The 18,804-nt window shown below is 72.4% G+C and carries 16 protein-coding genes and 1 pseudogene; 10 read left to right on the top strand and 7 right to left on the bottom strand.

Annotated elements, in window-relative coordinates; all coding sequences use genetic code 11:
- Window positions 1-37 precede the first annotated feature (37 nt).
- The 3 genes and pseudogenes from IE272_RS25365 (at window position 38) to IE272_RS25355 (ending at window position 3,383) form a co-directional block, all read left to right on the top strand.
- Window positions 38-634, top strand: coding sequence for an ankyrin repeat domain-containing protein (locus IE272_RS25365; protein WP_056699827.1), 597 nt, complete (start codon window positions 38-40; stop codon window positions 632-634).
- Complete coding sequence (locus tag IE272_RS25360; RefSeq protein ID WP_190008138.1) at window positions 631-1,884, top strand: YncE family protein; 1,254 nt, start codon at window positions 631-633, stop codon at window positions 1,882-1,884. The genes IE272_RS25365 and IE272_RS25360 overlap by 4 nt, the downstream gene beginning before the upstream one ends.
- A gap of 83 nt (window positions 1,885-1,967) precedes the next feature.
- Window positions 1,968-3,383, top strand: a pseudogene (locus IE272_RS25355) (M1 family metallopeptidase).
- Between the two features lie 29 nt (window positions 3,384-3,412).
- Here IE272_RS25355 and IE272_RS25350 read toward each other — a convergent pair.
- A complete protein-coding gene (locus IE272_RS25350) occupies window positions 3,413-5,026 on the bottom strand; it encodes a M4 family metallopeptidase (protein WP_056699820.1) in 1,614 nt (537 codons plus the stop codon).
- A 274-nt stretch (window positions 5,027-5,300) separates the two neighbouring features.
- Window positions 5,301-5,876, bottom strand: a complete 576-nt coding sequence (locus IE272_RS25345; protein WP_007446537.1) for a TerD family protein — start codon at window positions 5,874-5,876, stop codon at window positions 5,301-5,303.
- Window positions 5,877-6,093: 217 nt separating this feature from the next.
- On the opposite strand from IE272_RS25345, the gene arfB reads away from it, so the two are divergent.
- On the top strand, window positions 6,094-6,528 hold the full coding sequence (gene arfB / locus IE272_RS25340; RefSeq protein WP_007446538.1) for an alternative ribosome rescue aminoacyl-tRNA hydrolase ArfB: 435 nt from the start codon (window positions 6,094-6,096) through the stop codon (window positions 6,526-6,528).
- Between the two features lie 18 nt (window positions 6,529-6,546).
- On the opposite strand, the gene IE272_RS25335 is transcribed toward arfB, so the two are convergent.
- On the bottom strand, window positions 6,547-7,053 hold the full coding sequence (locus IE272_RS25335) for a flavin reductase family protein (protein WP_098891549.1): 507 nt from the start codon (window positions 7,051-7,053) through the stop codon (window positions 6,547-6,549).
- 397 nt (window positions 7,054-7,450) lie between these two features.
- Between IE272_RS25335 and cdgB the strand changes: the two genes are divergently transcribed.
- Together cdgB and IE272_RS25325 are read left to right on the top strand one after the other, a co-directional pair.
- Window positions 7,451-9,106: a diguanylate cyclase CdgB gene (cdgB, locus tag IE272_RS25330; RefSeq protein ID WP_190008136.1), complete on the top strand. Its 1,656-nt coding sequence runs from the start codon at window positions 7,451-7,453 to the stop codon at window positions 9,104-9,106.
- A gap of 144 nt (window positions 9,107-9,250) precedes the next feature.
- Window positions 9,251-10,258 (top strand): carbohydrate-binding protein, encoded by a 1,008-nt coding sequence (locus IE272_RS25325; protein ID WP_050361987.1) that lies wholly within the window; start codon window positions 9,251-9,253, stop codon window positions 10,256-10,258.
- Window positions 10,259-10,300: 42 nt separating this feature from the next.
- On the opposite strand, the gene IE272_RS25320 is transcribed toward IE272_RS25325, so the two are convergent.
- From IE272_RS25320 to IE272_RS25310, 3 genes are all read right to left on the bottom strand, one after another.
- Window positions 10,301-11,227, bottom strand: coding sequence for a 1-phosphofructokinase family hexose kinase (locus IE272_RS25320; RefSeq protein WP_056699815.1), 927 nt, complete (start codon window positions 11,225-11,227; stop codon window positions 10,301-10,303).
- A gap of 128 nt (window positions 11,228-11,355) precedes the next feature.
- Window positions 11,356-12,513, bottom strand: a complete 1,158-nt coding sequence (gene nagA / locus IE272_RS25315) for an N-acetylglucosamine-6-phosphate deacetylase (RefSeq protein ID WP_056699812.1) — start codon at window positions 12,511-12,513, stop codon at window positions 11,356-11,358.
- Window positions 12,513-13,442 carry an ROK family protein gene (locus IE272_RS25310; RefSeq protein ID WP_190008128.1) on the bottom strand — a complete coding sequence of 310 codons (930 nt, stop codon included), beginning with the start codon at window positions 13,440-13,442 and terminating at the stop codon, window positions 12,513-12,515. Before IE272_RS25310 ends, nagA begins: the two co-directional genes overlap by 1 nt.
- 392 nt (window positions 13,443-13,834) lie before the next feature.
- Here IE272_RS25310 and IE272_RS25305 point away from each other — a divergent pair, with 392 nt between their 5' ends.
- Both IE272_RS25305 and IE272_RS25300 read left to right on the top strand, forming a co-directional pair.
- Complete coding sequence (locus tag IE272_RS25305; RefSeq protein WP_050356795.1) at window positions 13,835-15,112, top strand: ABC transporter substrate-binding protein; 1,278 nt, start codon at window positions 13,835-13,837, stop codon at window positions 15,110-15,112.
- 44 nt (window positions 15,113-15,156) lie between these two features.
- On the top strand, window positions 15,157-15,438 hold the full coding sequence (locus tag IE272_RS25300) for a DUF3263 domain-containing protein (RefSeq protein WP_050356794.1): 282 nt from the start codon (window positions 15,157-15,159) through the stop codon (window positions 15,436-15,438).
- A gap of 83 nt (window positions 15,439-15,521) precedes the next feature.
- Here IE272_RS25300 and IE272_RS25295 read toward each other — a convergent pair whose 3' ends face one another.
- Window positions 15,522-16,202, bottom strand: a complete 681-nt coding sequence (locus IE272_RS25295) for a phosphotransferase (RefSeq protein ID WP_050356802.1) — start codon at window positions 16,200-16,202, stop codon at window positions 15,522-15,524.
- Between the two features lie 199 nt (window positions 16,203-16,401).
- On the opposite strand from IE272_RS25295, the gene IE272_RS25290 reads away from it, so the two are divergent.
- Both IE272_RS25290 and IE272_RS25285 read left to right on the top strand, forming a co-directional pair.
- Complete coding sequence (locus IE272_RS25290; RefSeq protein ID WP_050356793.1) at window positions 16,402-17,775, top strand: alpha-lytic protease prodomain-containing protein; 1,374 nt, start codon at window positions 16,402-16,404, stop codon at window positions 17,773-17,775.
- A 109-nt stretch (window positions 17,776-17,884) separates the two neighbouring features.
- Window positions 17,885-18,736 (top strand): dioxygenase family protein, encoded by an 852-nt coding sequence (locus tag IE272_RS25285; RefSeq protein ID WP_057663824.1) that lies wholly within the window; start codon window positions 17,885-17,887, stop codon window positions 18,734-18,736.
- Window positions 18,737-18,804 lie beyond the last annotated feature (68 nt).

Raw genomic sequence — 18,804 nt, 5'->3', positions numbered from 1 at the left:
CACCATCCGCACAGGCACCACCGGGAACGGAGTACCCATGAACGCCCTCGATCACGACCTGCTCACCGCCGCACGCACCGGCGACACCGAAGGTGTGCGCACCGCGATCGAGGGCGGCGCACGGGTCGACGTCCGCGACGACGAGTTGCGCACCCCCCTCCTCCTCGCCGTCCACGGCGGCCACGTCGAGGCGGCCCGCCTCCTCGTGGCCGCCGGGGCCGACCCGGACGCCCAGGACCGGCGCGAGGAGAGTCCGTGGCTGGCCACCGGGGTCACCGGCAGCGTCGCGATGCTGCGGGTGCTGCTGCCGGCCGGCCCGGACCTGACCCTGCGCAACCGGTTCGGCGGGGTCTCCCTCATCCCGGCGAGCGAACGCGGCCATGTCGCGTACGTACGGGAGGTGCTGCGGGTCACCGACATCGACGTGGACCACGTCAACCGGCTCGGCTGGACCGCCCTGCTGGAGGCGGTGATCCTCGGCGAGGGCGGGCTCGCGCACCAGCAGGTCGTGGAGCTGCTGCTCGCGGCCGGGGCGACGCGGGACCTGCCCGACGGCGACGGGGTGACGCCCCTGGCCCACGCCGAGCGGCGCGGCTTCGCCGAGCTGGCCGCCCTGCTGCGGGACGCCGCGTGACCGGGGAACGCGGCCCCCGCGCCGCCCTCCGAGCCTCGGGCCGCGGCGAGGGCCCCCCGGCCCCCGGCCCCCGCACCGCCCTCCGGCTCCCCGGCCCCCGCGCCCGTCGCCTCGCCCTCGGGCTCGTCGCCGCCGCCCTGCTCGCCGGGTGCTCGGCCGGCCCGACGGAGGCGGCCCCGGACACTCCGGAGACGTCCGCCGCGACCGGCGCCCCGGCGACCCCCGACCCCTCCCGCGCCCCCACCGGCCGAACCCCCGACGGCACCCTCCTCGTCGCCGACTTCGGCAGCGACACCGTGACCTTCGTCGACCCCGGCCGGGACGGGTCCGGCAAGGGCGGGGCCCCCATCGCCTCGGTGAAGGTCGGCACCGCGCCCTACGGTCTCGTCGTCGGCGAGGACGGCCGGGCCTGGGTCGCCACCGCCGAGGGCGTCGCGGTCGTCGACACCCGGGAGCGGACCCGGCTCGCGCTCGTCCCGTACGGGACGGAGTCCGGCCCGGTCACCACCGGCGAGTACCGGGGCGGCGGCATGGGCATCGCCCTGGCCCCGGACGGGAAGCACGTCTACGTCGGGGTCAACGTGCCCGGCGGCGACGGCGCGGTCGAGGTCATCGACACCGCGACCCGCGAGGTCACCGGCACCGCGCCCGTCGGCATGCGCCCCTTCGACGTGGACGTGTCCCCGGACGGCCGCGAGGTGTACGCCACCGATCACGACTCCTTCGACGTGACGGCGGTGGATGCCGACTCGCTGGAGACGCGGCGCATGGAAGTCGCCCCGTACGGCACGGAGGGCGGGCTCGGCTCCTGGCTGAAGCCGCACTACGCCGTCGTGCGCCCCGAGGACGGCAAGCTGCTGCTGCCGTTCGAGGGGGAGCGGCTCGCGGTCCTCGACCCGCGCACCGGAGAGGTGACCATCGAGCCGATGACCGCCAACACCCACCAGCACGGCGCGGCCCTCGCCCCCGACGGCACCCTCCTCGTGGTGGGCACCGGCCCGATCGGGTCGGACGACGAGGACCCCTCGCTCACCGTCCGGTCCCCCGACGGCGAGGAGCGGGTCGTCCCGCTGGACGGGCCGCACGAGGACGTGGCGGTGTCGAAGGACGGCCGTACGGCGTACGTCACCGGCGGCTTCACCCGCGACGGGTACTGGAACGGCGTCACGGTCGTCGACCTGGACGACGAGGAGAGCGCGCCGGTCCGCCTGAAGGCAGGCAACCGCCCGCTCGGAATCGCCATCCTCTGAACGGGAGCCGCCCGCTACTCCCCCGAGGCGGGCGGCTCCTTCCGGTCCCGGATTCCGGCGTACCGAGATCTAGGATCGACCGGGTGAACCACCTCCACCCGGCCCGGCGGCGCACCGCGCACCTCGTCCCGCCGCTCGCCCTCGCGCTGGCTCTCCTCGGCGGGGGCTGCACGGGCGGGGTCGAGGGGACCCCGGGCGCGGTCGGACTGCGCGACCCGTACTTCCCGGGGCTCGGCAACGGCGGCTACGACGTCACCCACTACGGCCTGGAGCTCGACGTCGACCCGGCCGCGGACCATCTGCGCGGCACCGCCACGATCACCGCCCGCGCCACCCAGGACCTGAGCGCCTTCCACCTCGACCTCGCCGGGCTCGACGTGGACGGCGCCACGGTCGAGGGCCGCCCGGCCGCCGTGAACCGGGCGGGCAAGGAGCTGACGCTGCGTCCGGCGGCCGACGCCGAGGACCGGCTGCGCAAGGGGCGTACGTTCACCGCCGTCGTGCGCTACTCCGGCTCCCCGGAGACGATCACCGACCCGGACGGGTCGAAGGAGGGCTGACGGCGGACGGCGGACGGCGCGGTCGCCCTCGGCGAACCGGCCGGGTCCATGGCCTGGTTCCCCGGCAACCACCACCCGAGCGACAAGGCCGCGTACGACATCGGGATCACCGTCCCCGAAGGGCTCGCGGGGATCTCCAACGGCGAGCTGGTGTCCCGGCGTACGACCAACGGGCGCACCGCCTACCGCTGGCGGACCGCCGAACCGATGGCGAGCTATCTGGCGACCGTCGCCGTGGGGCGGTTCGTCACCGAGGAGTCGGTGACCCCCGACGGCATCCGGCTGTTCACCGCCGTGGACCCGGCGTCGGCGGCGGCGAGCGAGGACGTGCTGGCGCGGATTCCGGCCGTTCTGAAGTGGTCGGCAGGGAAGTTCGGCCCGTATCCCTTCTCCTCCGCCGGGGCGATCGTCGAGCGGACGGGCGACTCGGCCTATGCGCTGGAGACCCAGAACCGGCCCGTCTTCCCCGGCCCGCCGGACACCGCGCTCCTCGTCCACGAGCTGGCCCACCAGTGGTTCGGGAACTCCGTCACCCCCGCGACCTGGCGGGACATGTGGCTGAACGAGGGTTTCGCGACCTACGCGGAGTGGCTCTGGGCCGCCGACCACGAGGACGTACCGGTCGAGGAGAGCTTTCAGGAGGCGTACGAGTCCGACGCGAACTGGGCGTTCCCGCCCGCGGATCCGCCGACCGCCGCCGAGCTGTCCGAGCCGCCGGTCTACGGGCGCGGGGCGATGGCCGTGCACCGCGTCCGGCTCGCCATGGACGACGACCGGGCGTTCTTCGCCCTGGTCGAGGGGTGGACGAAGGCCCACCGGCACGCCAACGCCTCGACCGGGGACTTCACCGCGTACGTGGAGGAGGAGACGGGGCGGGACCTGACGGAGTTGTGGGACGCCTGGCTGTACGGCAGGAGCCGGCCGCCCCTGGAGGGCTGACCGGCTCCCGTACCCGCTGACGTGACGCGTTACTTGACGTTGACCCCGGTCCAGGTGGCCGAGACCGCCTTCAGCTCCTCGCTGTCCGCGCCGAACAGGTCGGTCGCGGCCTTCTCGGTCGCGACGCGCGCGCCCGCGTAGTCGGTGGTGGAGGTCATGTAGACGGAGAGGGCCTTGTACCAGATCTGGTACGCCTTCTCCCGGCCGATGCCCGTCAGCGTCGAGCCGTCGGAGGTCGCGGAGTCGTAGTCGACGCCGTTGATCGTCTTCTTTCCGCTGCCCTCGGCGAGCAGGTAGAAGAAGTGGTTGGCGACGCCGGAGGAGTAGTGGACGTCGATGTCGCCGAGGTTCTCGTCCCAGAAGTCGGCCGAGCTGCCGTCCTTGCTGGGCTTGTCCATGTAGCGCAGCGGGGTGCCGTCGCCGTTGATGTCGATCTTCTCGCCGATGAGGTAGTCCCCGGCGTCCGACGTGTTGTCGGCGAAGAACTCCACCGAGGCGCCGAGGATGTCGCTGGTCGCCTCGTTGAGGCCGCCGGACTCGCCCGCGTAGTCCAGGTTGGCGGTGGCGGAGGTGAGGCCGTGGGTCATCTCGTGGGCCGCGACGTCGATGGAGGTGAGGGCGTTCTTGTTGCCCTCGCCGTCGCCGTACGTCATGCAGAAGCAGCTGTCGTCCCAGAAGGCGTTGACGTAGTTCTCGCCGTAGTGGACCCGGGAGTAGGCGGCCTTGCCGTCGCCCGCGATGCCGTCGCGGCCGAGCGCGGTCTTGTAGAAGTCCCAGGTCTTCGCCGCGCCGTAGTGGGCGTCGACGGCGGCGGTCTGCCGGTCCGCGCCGGTGCCGTCGCCCCAGGCGTCGTCGTCGTCCGTGACGAGTTCGCCGGTGCCGGAGGAGCCCTGGTTCAGGTCGTACGTCTTGTGGCCGCCGCGCTCGCCGTCGGTGAGCTCGAAGCCCGCGTCGGTCTTCGTGGTGGTCAGCTCGACCTCGCCGCTGTACTGGCTGGTGCCGGTGCCGGTCTCGATCGCCTCGTAGCTGTGCAGCTTCTCGCCGGTCGTGGCGTCGGTGATGGTGTGGACGCGGCTGGGCGTGCCGTCCTTCTGGACGCCCTTCTTGACGGTCTCCCAGGCGAGGACGGGGTTGCCGTCAGCCGCGTAGATGACCTTGCGGGCGCTCGCCGCGGCCTTCAGCTTCGGCGTCGTCGACGCCACGGCTATCTTCGCCTCCGTCGCCTTGTCCACGCTCTTCAGCGTGGAGTCGGCGGCGGTGTGGGTGACGAGGTCGCCGCCGAGGACGGGCAGACCGTCGTAGGTGCGCTCGTAGCGGGTGTGGACCGTGCCCTTGGCGTCCTTGACGACGTCGCGGGCGATCAGCTTCTCCCGGCCGCCGAGCTTCAGGGCCTTCGCCGCCGAGGAGGCGTCCGCCTGCGCCGACTTGATGGCCGTGGCGCGCTGCGCCGAGGGGTTCACGCCGAGTGCGGCGGCCGTGGAGGGCGCCGCCGCGGCGGTACGGGCGTCGTCGCCGCCGGGCGAGGCGACGGCGGATCCGGCCTGGACACCGGCGACGACCATCGCGGCGACCGCCGCGAGTGCTGCGAGCCGACGGGTGCCACGGTTGGCGCGGGAGTTGTGGGGGGTGGTGTGGAGGTTCATGTGTGTGTTCTCCGTTGGTCGTCCTGTGGGGGGACTACGAGCGGAGAGCGTGCCACCTCATGAGCGAAGTTGACGGTGTGCCGACAATTGCCTCACAAGATTTTGACCAGCTCTTGTACGAATGGGGTGCCGTGCTGTCCGGTATTCGGTGAAGTGGTGGATTTTCCGCCGTACGGGGCAGGGGGCGTGACGGACCCTCACACACGCCGGAGCCCCCGGCCGCGAAGGCGGCCGGGGGCTCCGGTGAAGCGGGTGAAGCAGTTGTGCGCTCGGGTCAGAGGTTGACGCCGAAGTCCTGGGCGATGCCGCGCAGGCCGGAGGCGTACCCCTGGCCGACCGCGCGGAACTTCCACTCGGCGCCGTTGCGGTAGAGCTCGCCGAAGACCATGGCGGTCTCGGTGGCGGCGTCCTCGCTCAGGTCGTAGCGGGCGATCTCGGCGCCGCCGGCCTGGTTGAGGATGCGGATGAACGCGTTGCGGACCTGGCCGAAGTTCTGGCTGCGGTTCTCGGCGTCGTAGATGGAGACCGGGAAGACGATCTTGTCCACGTCGGCCGGCAGACCCGCCAGGTTGACATTGATCTGCTCGTCGTCGCCCTCGCCCTCACCCGTGACGTTGTCACCGGTGTGCACGATGGTCTGGTCCGGCGTCGACTTGTTGTTGAAGAAGACGAAGTGGCCGTCGGAGACGACCTTCCCGCCCGGGTTGACCGCGATCGCCGAGGCGTCGAGGTCGAAGTCGGTGCCGGTGGTGGTGCGGACGTCCCAGCCGAGGCCGACCGTGACGGCGGTAAGGCCCGGTGCCTCCTTGGTGAGCGAGACGTTGCCGCCCTTGGACAGGCTTACTGCCATGGGAAGTCCCTTTCCTCGTCGTGTGCGGGCTTCGTGCCATCACGAAAGCTACCGTCACCCGTCATAACGCAAGCAGCAGACCACGAGGTTCCTGGTCGCTTTACTTTCTTTGCCGAGCTTCGTCCCGAAGTGGAGCCGGACAGGGGACCCCGGTGCGTGATCCGGCGCGGACCCCGTGCGCTAAAGAAGGTGACGAGCGGGGTGTCGGGAAGGGACCATGGGTGTCATGTCCGGGCCCTATGTCATCCGCGGCTCGGTCTCCCTCCCGGAGGCCGAGCTCATGTGGCGTTTCTCGCGGTCCTCCGGGCCCGGCGGCCAGCACGTCAACACCAGCGACTCCCAGGTGGAGCTGCGCTTCGACCTGGCGGCGACCGACGCGCTCCCCGAGGTGTGGAAGGCGCGGGCGCTGGAGCGGCTCGCGAGCAGGCTGGTGGGCGGGGTGATCTCCGTACGGGCCTCCGAGCACCGCTCCCAGTGGCGCAACCGCGAGACGGCCGCTGTGCGGCTGGCCGCCCTCCTGGCCGAGGCCACCGCGCCGCCGCCCAAGCCCCGGATCAAGCGGAAGATCCCGCGCGGGATCAACGAGCGCAGGCTGCGCGAGAAGAAGCAGCGCGGCGACACCAAGCGCGGGCGCTCGGGTCGCGACTGGTGACTCCGCCGCTGTGCGCCGTCAGCCCAGCTGGCGGTAGCGGCCCCTGAAGTACGCCAGCGGTTCGCCGTCCGGGCTCGGCAGCTCCGCCGTGAGGACCCGCCCGATCACCAGGGTGTGGTCCCCGGCCACCACCCGCTGCTCGGTGCGGCACTCCAGTGTCGCCAGCGCCCCGCCGATCAGCGGCGCTTTCGTCACCTCGCCCCGTACGTAAGGGACGTCCTCGAACAGCAGCCGGTCGCTGATCCGGCCCTTCATGGCGAACCGCCCCGCGACGTGCCGCTGACTCGCGGCCAGGACGGAGACCGCCCACAGCGGCTGCTCGTCCAGCAGGTCGTCCATCCGGGAGCCGTTGCGCAGGCTCACCATCACCAGGGGTGGTTCCAGGGACACGGACATGAAGGCGGTCGCCGTCATGCCCACGTCCTCGCCCCGGCCGTCCTCGTCGAGGGGCGGCTCCTGGGCGGTGACCAGCACCACCCCGGCGGCCAGCCGCGCGAGAGCGGCACGGAACTCGTCATTGCTCACTCCCTCAGCATGGGGGACGGTCTCGGGGCGCGGGGTGGGAGGTTTCGTCTGGAGCACACCCAGACGCTAACCGCAGGGGCCGGACGGCGGCATCGGGCCAGGGGACCAGGCCGGTCCTAGGACCCCGGAACGACCGTGTGCGCGGGCGCGCGAGCGGTGCGACAGGCGGGCGCACACAACGGGAACCAGCCGTTCCCGGCGCGCACCGAACGAGGTTCGTCGCCCTGAGTCACCGGCGCCTCTCGGCCATCTGTTGTGACTTGAGTCACAGAGTCCATTTTCTGCTGACCCTGTGTACCGGGTGCACAGCTCACTGTGATTCAGTGGCCGTGACACTGCAACAAGTACGTCGATATGAAACCTGGAGTTGCTGTCGAGGTCTCGGGGAGTGCGAGCGATGGAGGCCGAGTCGGAACCGTACGTCCGCCTTGCGACCATGCGGCAGCTGCATCAGGCCGTCGCTGATCTCAACACGGCACGGAGTCTGGCGGACACGCTGCAGACCGTGGCCGACGGGATCGTCGCGGGCCTCGGCTACGAGCTGGGCTGCGTGAACCTGGTCCGGCCGGACGGCGACCTCGTCATCGCCGCCTTCGCGGGCAACGCCGCCGCCGAGGCGCTGATCACCGGCCGCGTCGGCTCCCGCGCCTCCTGGGAACGCCGGCTCTCCATGGGCGAGGCCTGGGACGGCCTGCGCTTCATCCCGCACACCGAGGGCTGGGTCCTCCTCGACGACGACGTACCCCAGTGGCACACCGAGGGGCCCGAACCCCGGTTCGAGGACGAGTGGCACCCGCTGGACCGGCTCTACGCTCCGATGTACGCCTCCGGGGGCGGCCAGGACCTCCTCGGGGTCATATCCGTCGACCGGCCGCGCAACGGACGCCGCCCCGGAGCATGGGGGCGCGAAGCGCTCCAGATGTACGCCTCCCAGGCCGCCATCGCGATCAGCAACGCCCGCCTGCGGGCCAACATGCAGCGCGCCCTGGTCCGGCTGGAACGGGAGCAGCAGGCGCTGCGGGCCAGCGAGGAGTCCTTCCGGCAGGCCTTCGAGTACGCGCCCAGCGGCATGGCCATCGCCGAGATGGGCGGCGACCAGCACGGCCGGCTGCTGCGCACCAACGACGCCCTGTGCCGGCTGCTCGGCCGCCCCGCCTCGGTGCTCCGCCGCTACTCCTTCGCCGATCTGGTCCACCCCGAGGACATCGGCACCCTGCTGCGCACCTCCGCCGAGGGCGGCCGGGCCGAGCTGCGCCTCAGCCGCCGGGACGGCACGTATCTGTGGGTGTCGCTGCGCAACTCGGTCGTCGCCGACACCGCCGACGGGCCGCGCTTCCTGCTCACCCATGTCGAGGACATAGAGGAGCGCAAGCGGCACGAGCTGAACCTCGCCCACCGCGCCTCGCACGACGCGCTGACCGGGCTGCCCAACAGCGCCGAGCTGAAGTCGCGGCTCAGCGCCCGGATCTGCGAGCGGCCGCACTCCCCGGCCGCGACCGCGATCGAGGCACTGGACGCGGCGTACGGGGACGTCGAGTCGTCCCTGACCCACGGCTACCAGGCCGACGGCTACGAGGGCGAGGCGGCGCCCGGCGGCGGGCCCTTCGACCACCATGTGCACGCGGTGGCCCCGGACCCGGAGCACGACGACGGGACGAAGGGGCTCGCGGTCCTCTTCTGCGACCTCGACGGCTTCAAGTCCATCAACGACCGCTTCGGGCACCACACCGGCGACGCCGTGCTCATCGAGGTGGCCCGGCGGCTGAGCACGTGTGTGCGGGACGGTGACACCGTCGCCCGGCTCGGAGGTGACGAATTCGTCGTTCTCGCCGACGGCCTCGGAGCGGCGGACGCCGCTGACCTGGCCGTTCGCCTGAGAAATGCCATCATTCCGCCCATAAGGGTCGACGGTCGCGCGGTCCGGGTCGGGGCGAGTTTCGGCATCGGCTGGGCCGAGTGCGGAATGACCGTCGAAGAGGTCCTGCGCTCCGCCGACCAGCGGATGTACGTGGAGAAGCGGTCCCGGTCGAAGGTTCACCGCAGGGCCGGATGACGTTCACGACCCGTTTCTCCCCCTACCCCGTACCCGTTCCCCGGCGGCCGTCCCGCCCGCTGAGCACAATTCGGGGCCTGCTCCGTTCGAGGTAGGCTCGGCCGGTCGGCGACGGCTGGCGACATGGTGAGGAGTGACCCAGGGATGACGGCCGGAAACAACGGCGCGAGCAAGCCCGAGGACGACGATCCGTTCGGCTATCTGTACGCGGACGGACAGGCGGCAGGCGCCCAGCCGCCCGGTCAGGGCGGCTACGGCTACCCGGGGCCGGCCGCGCAGCCGGGTGTGCCCAGAACGTCCTACAACCAGGTGCGGGCCGTCGGCGAGCGCCAGTACGGCCAGCAGCAGGTGCCGCAGCAGCAGGGCGGGTACGGCTACCCGCCCCAGCAGAACTACGGCCAGCAGCCCGCGCAGCAGTACAACGGGCAGAACCCGCAGTACGCGGCCCCCGAGACCTACCCGGGCGGCGGCTCCAACGGGCAGCCTCCGGCGCAGGGCGGCCACGGCGGCGGTCCGGGCCGGGGCGGCCCGAACACCAGGGCGCTCCTGATCGCGGCGGTCGCCGTGGTCGCGGTCGTCCTCATCGGCATCGGCGCCGCCCTGATCACGGGCGACGACGGCGACAAGGACGACAAGAAGGACGAGGCGTCCTCCTCGCAGGGCCCCGCCGGCGAGGTCGAGGAGTCCGAGAAGCCGGAGAAGAAGCCCAAGGAGACCCCGAAGCCGGTCGAGCTGCCGAAGCAGGACGCGGCGACGCTGACGCTGGGCGGCACGGCGGCCCTGGACTCCACGGTCAAGGGCGCCAAGGGCGCGAACGGCAACTACATCAACCTGAACGAGGTCGGCCGGTCGGCCACCTGGACGGTCGAGGTTCCCGAGGCCGGCGCGTACACCCTGTACGTGACCTACGGCGTGCCCGGCAAGGACGCGAAGACGACCCTGACGGTCAACGCGCAGGAGCCCCGCTCCATCAACATGAAGAACTTCGCCCAGGCCGCCGAGGGCGACCTGGAGAAGGGCTGGACGAACACGTACGCGTACGTCCAGCTCGACAAGGGCTCCAACAGCCTCAAGCTGTCGTGCGAGACGGGCGACGAGTGCGACGCCAATCTCGACCAGCTGGAGCTGAAGTCCGGCCACATCAAGAGCTAGCCACGCGTGTGAGCGACGACGCCCTGACCGCCCCCGAGGTGGTCAGGGCGTCGGCGTGTGCGGCTCCACCGTGACGCGCGGCAGCAGCTCCGCGTAGGCCGCCGCGTCGAAATCGCCGGCCGTCGGGGCCAGAACGGTCGCCGTCGACAGGGCCACCGCCCGGGCGAGGCGCTCCGGCCAGTCGAGGCCCTCGGCCAGGGCGGACAGCAGCCCGGCCACCGCGGAGTCGCCCGCGCCGGTCGGGTTGCCGCGCACGGGGGCGGGCGGGGCGGCCCGCCAGACGCCGTCCGGGGTGACGGCGAGCACGCCCTCCGGGCCGAGCGAGGCGATCACGGAGTGGGCCCCGCGGCGGCGGGCGTCGCGGGCGGCGCGCAGCGGTTCGCGGGAGCCGGTCAGCCGGGCCAGCTCCTCGGCGTTCGGCTTGACCAGGTCGGGGCGGGCGGCGATGCCCCGGCGCAGCGGTTCGCCGCTGGTGTCCAGCAGCACGGGCACGGCGGCGGCGCGGGCGATCCGGACCAGTTCCGCGTAGGCCCCGACATGGATGCCGGGCGGCAGACTGCCGCAGAGCGCGACCGCCTCGGCTCCGGCGACCAGCTCCTCGTACGTCCGCAGGAAGGCGGCCCATTCGGCGGGGCTCACCTGCGGTCCGGGTTCGTTGAGCTGGGTGGTGTCGCCGGTCGAGCGGTCGGTGATCGCGAGCGTGCGGCGGGTGTTCCCGGCGACGGGCACGAGGGCGTCGCGCGGCGGGAGCGGGGCGAGCAGGGAGCGCAGGACGTCCCCGGTCGGGCCTCCGGCGAAGCCGGTGACGACGCAGTCGTGGCCCAGCGCGCCGAGGACCCGGGCGACGTTGAGGCCCTTGCCGCCGGGGCGTTCGGTGACCTCGCCGACCCGGTGGCTGCCGTGCGGGACGAGCGCGTCGACGGTGTACGTCACGTCGAGCGCGGTGTTCAGGGTGACGGTCAGGATCACCTCTGCCGGTCCCTCCCTCGGTGCGCACCCGTCCGCCGGGCGCCGATCTGATGATCATGTCAAAGCGATGGCGGTCGGCCCAGTCCCGCGGGCCGACCGCCATCGCTTCGTTACGTGCTCACCGGCACCTAGGCGGTCTTCGGCTCGATGATCCACTCGCCCTGGCGCATGACGCCCTTGAGGACGAAGTCCTCGTCGAGGACGACCAGGTCGGCGTCCTTGCCCGCCTCCAGCGAGCCGACCCGGTCGTAGACGCCGAGCAGCCGGGCGGGGTTGGCGGAGATGGACCGGACGGCGTCCTCGACGGGGATGCCGTCGAGGGTGACGGCCCGCCGGAACGCGGTGTCCAGGGTGAGCGTGGAACCGGCGATCGAGCCGCCCTCCACCAGCCGGGCCACCCCGTCGGTGACCTCGACCGCGAGCGGGCCGAGCTGGTACTCCCCGTCGCCGAAGCCGGCGGCGTCCATCGCGTCGGTGATCAGCGCGACGCGGCCCGCGCCCTTGTGGCGGTAGGCCAGCTCCAGGACGGCCGGGTGCAGATGCGTGCCGTCGTTGATCAGCTCGACGGTGATCCGGTCGTCCTCCAGGAGGGCGGCGATCGGGCCGGGATCGCGGTGGGCGAGCGGCGGCATCGCGTTGAACAGGTGCGTGGCGACGGTCGCGCCCGCGTCGATGGCCTCGACGGTCTGCTCGTACGTCGCGTCCGTGTGGCCGATCGCGGCGATGACCCCGTGCTCGGCGAGCAGCCGTACGGAGTCGATGCCGCCGGGCAGCTCGGTGGCGAGGGTGAACATCCGGGCGGTGCCGCGCGCGGCGTCCAGCAGCTTGCGGACGTCGGCCGGGTCCGGGTCGCGCAGCAGGTCCTCGCTGTGGGCGCCCTTGCGGCACGGAGAGATGAAGGGGCCCTCGAAGTGGATCCCGGCCAGGTCGCCCTGCTCGACCAGCTCGGACAGGACGCCCGCGCGCCGGGCGAGGAAGTCCATCTCGCCGGTGACCGTGGAGGCGACCATCGTGGTGGTGCCGTGCTCGCGGTGCGTACGGATGCCGGTGAGGACCTCGTCGACGGTGCCGGAGGTGAAGGAGGCCCCGCCGCCGCCGTGGTTGTGCATGTCGACGAAGCCGGGGACCACCCAGTGGCCGGCGAGGTCGATGATCCGGGCGCCCTCCGGTGCGGAACCGGAGATCCGGGAGCCCTCGACGGTCACCCGGCCGTCCTCGACGGTGCCGGTGGGGAGCACCACCCGGGCGCCGGCGAGAACGGTGCTGTCTGCTGCGCGTCCGGCCATCAGGCGGAAACCTCCGTGGAGAGTAGATCCCAGGCGAGCAGCCCCGCGCCCAGGCATCCGGCGGTGTCCCCGAGGGCCGCCGGGACGATGTGGGGCAGTTTCTGGAACGTGATGCGTTCCTCGACGGCCGCACGCAGTGGTGTGAACAAGGTTTCCCCGGCTTCGGCGAGACCGCCACCGATGATCAGCGTGCCCGGGTCGAGAAGGGTGAGCGCGGTGACGAGGCCGGCGGCGAGCGCGTCGACCGCGTCCTGCCAGACCCGGACCGCCGCGGGGTCGCCCGACTCGACGGCCTTCGCGCAGTCCGCGGCGTCCGCCGCGGGGTCCCCGGAGGCGGCGGCCCAGGCCCGGGTCACCGCGGCGGCGGAGGCCAGCGTCTCCAGACAGCCGCGCTGGCCGCAGCTGCAGTCGGGGCCGTCCGGGCGGACCACGATGTGGCCGATCTCGCCCGCGTCCCCGTGGGCGCCCGCCTCGATGGCGCCCGCGATGCCGATGGCCCCGGCGATCCCGGTGCCCAGCGGGACGAACAGGAAGCGGTCCGAGCCCCGCCCGGCCCCGATCCTGCCCTCGGCGAGCCCGCCGGTGCGGACGTCGTGGCCGAGGGCGACGGGGACGCCGAGGCGTTCGCCCAGCAGGGCGCGCAGCGGTACGTCGCGCCAGCCCAGGTTCGCGGCGTACACCGCGATGCCCTTCTCGGCGTCGACGATGCCGGGCACGGCGACCCCGGCGGCGACGGCGCTCTCGCCGAGGTGCTCCTCGCCGTGGGCCCGCAGGTCCGCCGCGAACGCGAGGATGGTCTCGACGACCGCGTCGGCGCCGCGCTCCCGGCCGGTGGCCCGCCGCGCCTCGTGGAGGAGGGTGCCGTCGGTCCCGACCAGTGCGGCCTTCATTCCGGTGCCGCCCACATCGAGGGCGATGACATGTCTCACGGGAGACAGTTTCGCCCGCCGACCCCCAAAAGGTCTAGTCCACTAGCGCGGTTTGTTGCGCACCCATACAAAATGATGAACGAGTGAAGGCCGGTCTTTTTCTGCCGGAAAGTCACTTACGGGGAACGCGGACCGGGGGTAACCCGGACTAAAGGTCTGGACCAACATACGGGTCGGGGGTCCCGACTGCCAGTATGCGCACGGCAGTTGTGGCTCCCGGGACTCGTGTACGTTGCCGAAGCGATACTCCGGTGGTGTAGACCTTCGCAGCGCCAATGGGGGAAAATCGCAGTTCATCCGGATGGTGTCCAGGAAGGGCGGCGTTGCCGCGGCCGATCAGAGGTCGCAGGCCGACGCCGTGCGCGCCATCCGTGAGCAGGCGATCGACGAGGATGGGCGAGGCTGTGCAGCGGCGCTTTTTGGGTCTGACCGCGGTGATGGCCGCGCTGGGAATGACGGCGACGCTGTCGGCTTGCGGGGGTGACGCCGAAGCGGGCGACGTCACGCTCAAGCTGGTCGCCGCCGATTACGGCACCGGACCGGAGAACAGTTCCGAGAAGTACTGGAGCGGGGTGGCGGCGGGCTTCGAGAAGGAGCACCCCGGCATCAAGGTGGACGTCACCGTCCTGCACTGGAAGGACGTCGACCGTGAGGTCGCCGAGATGGTCAAGGCCGGTGACGCCCCGGACATCGCGCAGATCGGCGCGTACGCGGACTACGCCAAGGCGGGCAAGCTCTACACCGCCGACGAGACGCTCGCGATCCGCACCACGGCGAACTTCCTGCCCGGACTCACCGACGCGGGCAAGATCAACGGCACGCTGTACGGCCTGCCCTTCGTCGCCAGCACCCGGCTGCTCTTCTACAACGAGCAGCTCTTCGACCAGGCAGGTCTGGACGCCCCCGAGACCTGGGACGACATCCGGAGCGACGCCGCCGCGCTCAAGACGAAGGGCGTCGACTACCCCTTCGCCCTGCCGCTCGGCCAGGAGGAGGCCCAGGCCGAGACCCTGATGTGGCTCCTCAGCGGTGGCGGCGGCTACACGGACGACGTCGGCGCGTACGACATCGACTCGGCCGAGAACGTCGCCACGTTCCGCTGGCTGCGCGACAACCTCGTCGGCGAGGGCCTCACCGGCCCGGTCGCGCCGGGCAAGCTGGACCGGGCGAAGGCGTTCGAGGCGTTCGCCGACGGCAAGGTCGGCATGCTCAACGGCCACCCCACCCTGATGGACAAGGCCGAGGCCGAGGGCATCAAGGTCGGCATGGTGCCGCTGCCCGGCTCCGACGGCCCGACCAAGGGCTCCATGGGCGTCGCCGACTGGATGATGGGCTTCAAGGAGAACGGCCACCGCCAGGAGATCGGCAAATTCTTCGACTACGCCTACTCCGACGAGAACGTGCTGGAGTTCGCCGAGAGTTACGACCTGCTTCCGGTGACCGGCAGCGCCTCCGCCGCGATGGAGGCCGACAAGAAGCACAAGAAGCTGCGTCCCTTCCTGGCCGCCCTGCCGAACTCGACGTTCACCCCCTACGGCAAGACCTCCTGGGCCACGGTCAGCGACGCGATCAAGAAGAAGATAGGCAGCGCGGTCGCGCCGGGCAGCAACCCCGAGAGCATCCTCGGCGAGGTGGCGGCCGAGGCGACACGGGCGGAGGCCGCCGAGTAGCCACCGCGGGCACGGTGTCGGGGGTGGGCATTAGGTTGGTTGATATGACCGCCCCCGACCACGAGCACCACGCCCCCCGGGCCGAGCCCGCCCCCCGCGCCGGCGAGCTGTCCGTACGGGACCGGGCACTGCTGGCCCTGGAGAGGCGCTCCCATGCGGGGCCCGGGGCGAAGGAGCGGGCGATCCGCGAGGAGCTCGGGATCTCGCCGGTCCGCTACTACCAGCTGCTGAACGCGCTGATCGACGACGAGCGGGCGCTGCGCGAGGACCCCGTCACGGTGAACCGGCTGCGGCGCGTGCGGGACGCGAAGCGCGGGAGGCGCTGAGGACTCCCTTCCGGGGGCTCCGCCCCCGGGCCCCCGCTCCTCGATCGTCGGAGCGGCTTGAGCCCCCCGGAGGGGCGCGAACCTTACGGGGCGCAGCCCAGCACCAGGTCCACCGCCCGGTCCAGGCAGGCCCGTTCGCGGTCGGTCAGATACGGGTTCGCCCGCTGTCGGGCGCGGGCGAGGGCCAGATCGGCGGCCGACGCGCCACCGTCGTCGGCGAGTTCCGCGAGGAGCGCCGCCAGCAGGGGCCGGACGTCCGCCCCGGCCGGGAACTCCGGGTCGAGCGCGATCCGGGCCAGGGTCAGCGCCGACATCGCCCGGTCGAGGCCGGGCGGACCCTCCGCCGCGGTGGACCAGTCGATCACCACCGCGCCCCTCCCCGTCAGCACCACGTTCTCCGGATGCAGATCCAGGTGGAGCACGCAGTCCTCCGGGTTCGCCGAGACCCGGGGCGGTATCGCGTGGAGCTCACGCAGCAGACGGGCGAGCAGCGCGCCCGCCTCGGCCGCCCCCAGCCGCCCCGCCAGCAGCGCCTCGGCCAGGGTCGGGCCGGTCAGCCGCTGGAGCACCAGGTCCGTGGGGCGGGCCCCTTCGGCGGGCGGACCGATGCGCGGCACCGGAAAGCCGAAGGCGCCGACGTAACTCATCACGGCCAGCTCCTCCGTGGTGTCGGTGCGGTCCCGGTAACGGCGAAGGACCCAGGAGCCGTCGAGTGCGTACACGTCGGCGGTGCGTCCCGAGCCCAGAAGTTGCCCTGTGTGCATGAGGCCGAACCTACCCGGGCGCCTCGCGGAAAGGGAGACGCGCTCCCGCTTCGCCCGGCCGGGCAGCCCCATAACGCGGAGGGAGGGGGGTGAACGGGATCTCCTGCACCGGGCGTCACCGCCGCTACGGTTTCGGCAATTCCCTGGTCCGGACCAACCCCCACCGGATCCGGACACCCCCTGAACCAAGGAGAGTTACGTGGAGAGAACCACGCTCCGCAGACGCGCCCTCGCCGTCGGCACCGCCACGGTGGCCGTGGGTGCGCTCGCCCTCGCCGGGCTGACCGGTGTGGCGTCCGCCGACCCCGCGGCCACCACCGCCCCGCCGGTCTCCGCGGACAGCCTGTCGCCCGGCATGCTGGCCGCCCTGGAGCGCGACCTCGGCCTGGACGCGGACGCCGCCCGCAGCCGGATAGCCAACGAGTACCGCGCCGCCGCCGTCGCCGCAGGGCTGGAGAAGTCCCTCGGCGCCAGCTTCGCCGGAGCCCGGGTCAGCGGTGCGAAGGCGGCCCTGACCGTCGCCACCACCGACGCCTCCGAGGCCGCCCGGATCACCGACGCCGGGGCGCGCGCCGAGGTCGTCGGCCACAGCCTGGACCGCCTCGAAGGCGTCAAGAAGACCCTCGACAAGGCCGCGCTGCGCACGGCGCCGAAGGACGTGCCCGTCTGGTACGTCGACGTCGAGGCCAACCGGGTCGTCGTGAACGCCGCGAGCACCGCCGCCGGACAGGCGTTCCTCAAGGCGGCCGGGGTCGACAGCGGCCTCGTCACCGTCGCCCGGTCCGCCGAGCAGCCCCGCGCCCTCGCCGACATCCGAGGTGGCGACGCGTACTACATGAACGGCTCCGGCCGCTGTTCCGTCGGCTTCTCGGTGACGCGCGGCACCCAGAACGGCTTCGCCACCGCGGGCCACTGCGGCCGCGTCGGCACGACCACCAACGGCGTCAACCAGCAGGCCCAGGGCACCTTCCAGGGTTCGACCTTCCCGGGCCGGGACATCGCCTGGGTCGCCACCAACGCCAACTGGACCCCGCGTCCGCTGGTGAACGGCTACGGACGGGGCGACGTCACCGTCGCCGGCTCCACCGCGTCCGTCGTCGGCGCCTCGGTCTGCCGCTCCGGCTCCACCACGGGCTGGCACTGCGGCACCATCCAGCAGCTGAACACCAGCGTCACCTACCCGGAGGGCACCATCTCCGGGGTGACCCGCACCAGCGTCTGCGCCGAACCGGGCGACTCCGGCGGCTCCTACATCTCCGGCAGCCAGGCGCAGGGCGTCACCTCCGGCGGCTCGGGCAACTGCTCCTCCGGCGGCACGACGTACTTCCAGCCCATCAACCCGCTGCTCCAGGCGTACGGGCTGACCCTGGTCACCAGCGGCGGCGGTACGCCGACGGACCCGCCCACCACCCCGCCGACCGACCCGCCCGGCGGCACCTGGGCGGCCGGCACCGCGTACGCCGCCGGCGCCACGGTGACGTACGGCGGAGCCACCTACCGCTGCCTCCAGGCGCACACGGCCCAGCCCGGCTGGAACCCCGCCGACGTGCCCGCGCTCTGGCAGCGGGTCTGACCGGTCCGGGCCCCACCCGGCACCCCCGTACCTCCTGAACCTCCCCGCCTCCCGCCTCCCCGCGTCGAGGACCCCCGAGGACTCCGAGGAATCCGTCATGACCCCACACATGGACAACGCAACCCCCCATGACCCGAACGCCTCCGACGAGGCGTCGGGGGACCGGCGGCGGATCAGCCGCAAGGGTCTCCTGAAGGCCGCGCTCGTCGCGAGCGCCGCGCCCCTGCTCGCCGGAGGGGGCGTCGCGCTCGCCCGGGACGCCGCCTCCACCGGGAACGGGCCCCTGGCCCCGACCCCGGAGTGCGACGACGGCGACGACACGACGCCGCCGCAGATGGAAGGGCCGTACTTCAAGCCCAACTCGCCCCGCCGCACCAGCCTGGTGACCCCGAGCACCCCCGGCATACCGCTCACCGTGAGCGGCTACGTCTTCGGCCGGGCCTGCCGGCCCATCTCCGGAGCACTGCTGGACTTCTGGCAGGCGGACACCAACGGGGCCTACGACATGGTCCAGTTCGCCTTCCGGGGGCACCAGTTCACCGGCGCCGACGGGTCGTTCAGCCTCACCACCATCGTGGCGGGGCTCTACCCGGGCCGCACGCGGCACATCCACGTGAAGGCGCAGGCGCCCGGCGGGCGCATCCTCACCACCCAGCTGTACTTCCCGAACGAGCCGCGCAACAACACCGACGCGCTGTTCGACCCCGAGCTGCTGATGAACGTCCGCAACGTCGGGAACGGGCGCCAGGGCACCTTCGACTTCGTGCTGGACGTCGCCCAGACGCCCAACCCGACCGATCCGCCCACCGAGCCGGGGTCCACCACCTGGGCCGCCGGCACCTCCTACCGCGCGGGTGACCGCGTGACGTACGGCGGGGTCGCCTACCGCTGTCTGCAGGCGCACCAGGCCGTGTCGGGCTGGGAGCCGCCGAACGTCCCCGCGTTGTGGGAACGCGGGTAGACGAGGAACAGCGAGCGCACCACCGCCCGCGCCCCGTTCACGCCGTCCGGCGCGTGAACGGGGCGCTT

Origin of the sequence: Streptomyces anulatus, from assembly GCF_014650675.1 — a bacterium.
GTDB classification, from domain to species: domain Bacteria; phylum Actinomycetota; class Actinomycetes; order Streptomycetales; family Streptomycetaceae; genus Streptomyces; species Streptomyces anulatus.
The sequence above is the reverse complement of the archived record's forward strand: the minus strand, read 5'-3'. Positions and strand labels throughout refer to the sequence as shown.

Bases quoted from the DNA above. Each gene is read 5' to 3' on its own strand.
- IE272_RS25365 (WP_056699827.1), top strand. From the start codon at position 38: ATGAACGCCCTCGATCACGACCTGCTCACCGCCGCACGCACCGGCGAC.
- IE272_RS25350 (WP_056699820.1), bottom strand. From the start codon at position 5,026: ATGAACCTCCACACCACCCCCCACAACTCCCGCGCCAACCGTGGCACC.
- IE272_RS25345 (WP_007446537.1), bottom strand. From the start codon at position 5,876: ATGGCAGTAAGCCTGTCCAAGGGCGGCAACGTCTCGCTCACCAAGGAG.
- arfB (WP_007446538.1), top strand. From the start codon at position 6,094: ATGGGTGTCATGTCCGGGCCCTATGTCATCCGCGGCTCGGTCTCCCTC.
- cdgB (WP_190008136.1), top strand. From the start codon at position 7,451: ATGGAGGCCGAGTCGGAACCGTACGTCCGCCTTGCGACCATGCGGCAG.
- IE272_RS25325 (WP_050361987.1), top strand. From the start codon at position 9,251: ATGACGGCCGGAAACAACGGCGCGAGCAAGCCCGAGGACGACGATCCG.
- nagA (WP_056699812.1), bottom strand. From the start codon at position 12,513: ATGGCCGGACGCGCAGCAGACAGCACCGTTCTCGCCGGCGCCCGGGTG.
- IE272_RS25305 (WP_050356795.1), top strand. From the start codon at position 13,835: ATGGGCGAGGCTGTGCAGCGGCGCTTTTTGGGTCTGACCGCGGTGATG.
- IE272_RS25300 (WP_050356794.1), top strand. From the start codon at position 15,157: ATGACCGCCCCCGACCACGAGCACCACGCCCCCCGGGCCGAGCCCGCC.
- IE272_RS25295 (WP_050356802.1), bottom strand. From the start codon at position 16,202: ATGCACACAGGGCAACTTCTGGGCTCGGGACGCACCGCCGACGTGTAC.
- IE272_RS25285 (WP_057663824.1), top strand. From the start codon at position 17,885: ATGGACAACGCAACCCCCCATGACCCGAACGCCTCCGACGAGGCGTCG.